We start from the raw sequence: 4,774 nt of genomic DNA, 5'->3' as shown, positions 1-4,774 counted from the left end.
AACGACCCGGCCGCCCCATGCGTGCGAACGCTCCGCCAAGCCGTGATGGTGAAGTGGTTCTCCGGCGTCTCACACGGGTCCAGCGGATCGGGTGAAGGTGCATTATACGGCGTAGGATCACACACGTCGCCGATGCCATCGGCGTCGTCGTCGGCCTGATCTGAATTCTCTTGGCAGGGGCAGTTGTCATCACAATCCAACGTGTTACCACCGGTGCAGTTCGGCCGCCCGAGGACTTGGATACCGTCGCCGTCGTAGTCGAAATTGTTGACCCACGGGTCGGGCGGATTGTCACGGGCGTCGAGATAACCATGGCCGTCGCAGTCGCAGCAGTCGGAATCCGCGCGAATTCCCGGCCCGCTGGCGCACTTCTCGAGCCAATCGAGGTCCCCAAGTGTCTCCGTCGGGTTTCCGGGGTCTCGCATCTTTACGTGGCCGTCGCCGTCCAGGTCAAAGGCGTCGCAGTCTCCGCCAGGGAACAGTTGAGCGATCGTGTACGTGTTCCCCGTGTAACAGGCTTGCATCAGAGCGAAATCGTTCTGGTCGACATCGCCGTCGCGGTCGAAGTCGGGAACGGCCAGATCGTAGGGAACAATCACGCTGAAGCTGGGGGAGTTCAGGACCACGTTCGCCGCGCTGACCGGCCAGGCCGCCGGCGGGCTCGGCGGGGGTGACACCACATCCAGGACGTTGGCCAAGCCGTTTTCGATTCGGAACACGTATGTCCCCGCCACCAGGGGGATGGTGAATGAGCCCTGTGCGATGATCTGCGGGCCGCTTTGCCCTATTCCAGGATCAACAATGACGTCTTCGCCGGTGCCGGTGTCTCCGGCTTCTCCGAGCGTGTTCTGAGCCCCGCCGATTTGACGGAGATTCCTTGCGACCGGCGTGCCGCCGTAACCCGCGCCCGGAACGTCTGTTTCGGGATTGGAGATCCCGGCCGGGCGAACAAAGCCGTCCATTCCCGTTCCGACGGTTGTGGCCGGGGACATGTCCACAAGCCGGCCGCTTGGCGGGTCCTGGACCAGATCGACCGAAATCGCCGCCAGACCCGCGTTGTCGCCCTGGCTCACCGTCGCACTGACGGTCCAGTAGACCGTTCCACCCGGCTCGACAACTTGTCCTGCATTCGGAGAGGTGAGATCCAACGTCACGGTTGCAGCGGTGCTCTGGCCGCCACCAAACAGCCGTTGAAAATACATGAAATCGTGCAAGTCAACGTCGCCATCCGGCGGCGATGCCGGAAAATCCGCGCAGGTGCAGCCGCCGCCAATCGGATCGGTACGCGGCCCGGTCATGCACACCGAGAATCCGTCCAGGTCGGAGCCATCCAGGATGCTGTCGCAGTTCAGGTCACCCACCACCGGGCCGCACGAGCCGGCAGTCACGGCGTTCACGGCGGTGAGTGCGTTGAGGTGCTTGGGTTGATCGGGGAGTTGGCACCAGGGATACGCCCAGTCCTGTCGTGTCGCCGTGTTGTAGATGATGGTTCTGGCCAGATCCGCGGTCAGTGAACCGCAGGGACCGTTCTTGTCGAACATCAACGCCGCCACACCTGAGCAGTGGGCGGTAGCCTGCGACGTGCCGTCTCCGGAGAATCCCCGACGGTGATGCTGAAACCCGGCGCGGCCAAGAAGTGCCCACAGTTGTCTGTGGCATTGGAAAAGCACACCACCCGGTAGCGCTCTGGGTTGAGGTCGGCACAATCTGCCGGCGGTTCAAAATACTGCCCGGGGTACCAGTCGGCGTCGTAATTCGCCGCCACCGGGACCGCACTTGAGAAGCAGGCCGGCATCGAAATACCACCGCACACAGCCTCGTTGCCCGTCGCAGCGAAGGTGATGATGCCGTTGGCAAAAGCATCGGATATCACCTGGTTGTAGGCTGGCCACCAAGCGTCGCAAGAGCACTGATAGGCCCCCATACCTCCGCTGCGGTTGATCACTCGGATACTTGGGTCTGCGGTCAAGGAACGGTTCATGGCATACAGAATCCCCAGCATGACATCAGTCGGATTCGCGCCGCCCGAAGGCCCGTGAACCCGGATTGAGAGAATCTTGGCGCCGGGGGCAACACCCCATGGATCGGTGATAATCAACGACATATAGGTTCCATGATAGAGGCTATATACATCCTCACCCATGTCAGGTTGTATGACTCCACCCTCGATGCTAAGACCTCCTGCGGCGATGCTCCCAGAAAGCCCTGGATGCGTGTAGTCGATTCCGGTATCGATCACGGCGACAGTCACCCCGTGCCCGCTCATGCCTTGGGCGTGGACATCGTCCGCGTTGATAAATGATCGACTCTCGTGCATGCCAAACGCCGCACTCGTCAAGACCGATACTGCCGCCGTTACAAGAATACGACTCTGCATGATGTCTCCCTCACTTTCAAATCGGATCATGGTTGTTTACGCCATGCTGCGCTGGGACGCTCCAAGCCCATCAGGCCGATTCGGAGTACGTCGGGGTGTTTCCACAGCCTTTCCACTCCCTGTCTGTTGATAAAACCCGTTATTCCCGGCCCGATTCTGGCGACCAACCGAAACTCGTCCGCGTTCACAAGAGAGAGCACACGATCCTGAAGCTCGTTCTCTGCCTGATTACGAAGCTCCAAGCGTACGCGGTTTTCTGAAGGTACCTTGCTCCATTCTGGAAGGAAGTCGGTTCTCAAGCTGACCATAACCTCGACATGATCGGTCAGGGAGAACGCGCGATACACGTCAGGATCCACTTTCCTCTCTTCCACGCCAGGCTGAGTGGAGGCCGTATCTGCAGAGTGTGCAGGGGGAAGGTCATCCTTGTAGACGGTTCGCGATTTATCAGGCAGCGGCTTGTCATCCAGGCAGACCCCGGTTACGTCGGGGTTCTTGGCCAGCTTGTCCAGCCCCTCTTTGGTGATGTAGCCGGTCAGACCCGCGGATTTCTCGAACAGAAACGGAGCGTGGAATTCCGAGGCCTTGAGGCTGGCCAGTACCCGTCGCTGGGCATCACGTTCCTTTAACTGGACCTGAACGTACACCATGCCCTTGAAGCGGAACCGCCACAGGGCGTCGAAAGCCTCCACGTCCCTACCCTTCTTCAGGCGATCCTTGAGCTCGGCGACGGTCTTGTTCAGTCGATCCAGTTTGGCGTACACCTCTGGGTCCACGACGCCGGTCCAAGTCCGCGGTGTGAGCCCGAGCTTTTCTCTCTCCTCGCGGGGAATGATCGCTCGGGTTTTCTCGGGGTCATTGGGATCCGCCGTGGTCTGTACGCGCCCCGGCACTGGAGCCTTGGGCATCGCCGCTGCCAAGACTGCGGCCAGGATGATCACTGCGCCGATGGCCCACAATCCTGCAACTCTTTGAAACTTCATGACTTGTACCTCCTCTGAATGAGAGACCGCCGCCGCCCTCATAGCCATCGGCATTGCCGCCGACGATGAAGAAACCGTCTAAAATGATGCTACCGGTTACGGTGCTTCCGGCCGTGACCACGTGATAGCTGTTGTCCGCGTTGTTCACAAAACCCGGCTGATCGTTCTTCAGCAGATCCCCGCTCAGAACGCTTGCGTGGCCGAGGGGCTCAAGGGCTTGCGGCTGGCGTTCGAACGGGTCTGCGGCTCCGGAGCCGGCGAAACCGCCGACCATGGCGAAGCCGTTGACCAGGTCGAACGACAGCGATCGATTTCCGGGTTGTCCCGTGCCGTCATCGGGCTCGTAGACACCGTCGGCCACGAAGATGAAGACCTTCTCGGGGTTGGCACGAGCGTCGGCCAAGCCCTCCTGGAGCGTGAGGTAAGCGTGGTCCCAGTCTGAACCGTCATGCGGAGAGAGCAAGGCATTCTCATCAACATAGATGGCCGCACCGAGGATCTGGCACTCATCCGGAATACCGTCGTAGTTCCAGTCGTGGCTCGTTCCGTTGGCGATGTCGCAATCGTCGGCCACGCCGTTCGGCTGGCAGTCAGGCTCGCATTCATCGGATATTCCGTTGATGTTGCAGTCGGGGCTCACCAGCCCGTTGCCGTCCGGATCGGAAGGATCGACGTCGCAGTCGTCCGGCACGTTGTTGTTATTGCAGTCCATCTCGCATTCATCAGGTATGCCATTCCCGTTGCAGTCCTCGCTGGTGCTGTTGGCAATGTCGCATTCGTCCGGCACGCCGTTGCCGTTGCAGTCGCCGGACGTACCTGCCGACAAGAAGCACTGGACCCCGCCGCCGAACTGGTCGGGAAGGGACGCGATTTCAAAGAGGATGCCATCTGTAGACACCCATACTTCTGCAATACCATCGCCCGCATAATAACCGTCAGGCAACCCAAGACCGACGAAAAGACGACCTTGGTGAGCGACCAGAGCCGAGACGCCCTCATTGTTGGTGGTACTGTCTGGATGGGCAAACACCAGTGACCATTCGTGCCCGTCAAACGACCATAGTCTCGCTCCATTTCGATCAACGCCCCCTCCTGCGTAGAGCTTTGCCTTGGGTATTGCGGTGCCTCCAAACGTCTCAAGTGCCCACACGTTCACACCCCTGTTGTTGTTGTTCTGTGCATAGTTGACCGTGAAGTCTACACGTGGCAGGCTCGATCGCAGTTGGTCACACAGGAAGTCGGGTTCGGTGCGATAGACAGGACCTCCGTTGCCGGCCCACGCACCTGCATACAGGTGCCCCGTATCGTAATCTGAGTCGTATTCTGCGAAATCCCATATGCAACTCCCCGACTGTGTGTCGATGTCGGCGCCGGTCTGAACATGCTGTAAATCCGCCGGTTTGATGATGCGGTG

Annotated in this window: 3 protein-coding genes; all 3 read right to left on the bottom strand. The window is 59.9% G+C overall.

Annotation, left to right across the window (positions count from 1 at the left end; all coding sequences use genetic code 11):
- Positions 1-1,544 (bottom strand): hypothetical protein (locus PLL20_21540; protein HPD32583.1); only part of this gene is annotated, 1,544 nt, incomplete at its 3' end.
- Positions 1,541-2,377, bottom strand: a complete 837-nt coding sequence (locus PLL20_21535; GenBank protein HPD32582.1) for a S8/S53 family peptidase — start codon at positions 2,375-2,377, stop codon at positions 1,541-1,543. The genes PLL20_21540 and PLL20_21535, both read right to left, overlap by 4 nt.
- Positions 2,378-3,232: 855 nt before the next feature.
- The coding region (locus tag PLL20_21530) for a hypothetical protein (GenBank protein ID HPD32581.1) at positions 3,233-4,774 on the bottom strand (1,542 nt) is incomplete at its 5' end.

Source organism: Phycisphaerae bacterium (genome assembly GCA_035384605.1).
Taxonomy (GTDB): Bacteria; Planctomycetota; Phycisphaerae; order UBA1845; family PWPN01; genus JAUCQB01.
Note: the sequence above shows the minus strand (reverse complement) of the source record. Positions and strands in the feature narration are given on the sequence as shown.

Coding starts and splice junctions, on each gene's coding strand:
- PLL20_21535 (HPD32582.1), bottom strand. CDS start 2,377: ATGCAGAGTCGTATTCTTGTAACGGCGGCAGTATCGGTCTTGACGAGT.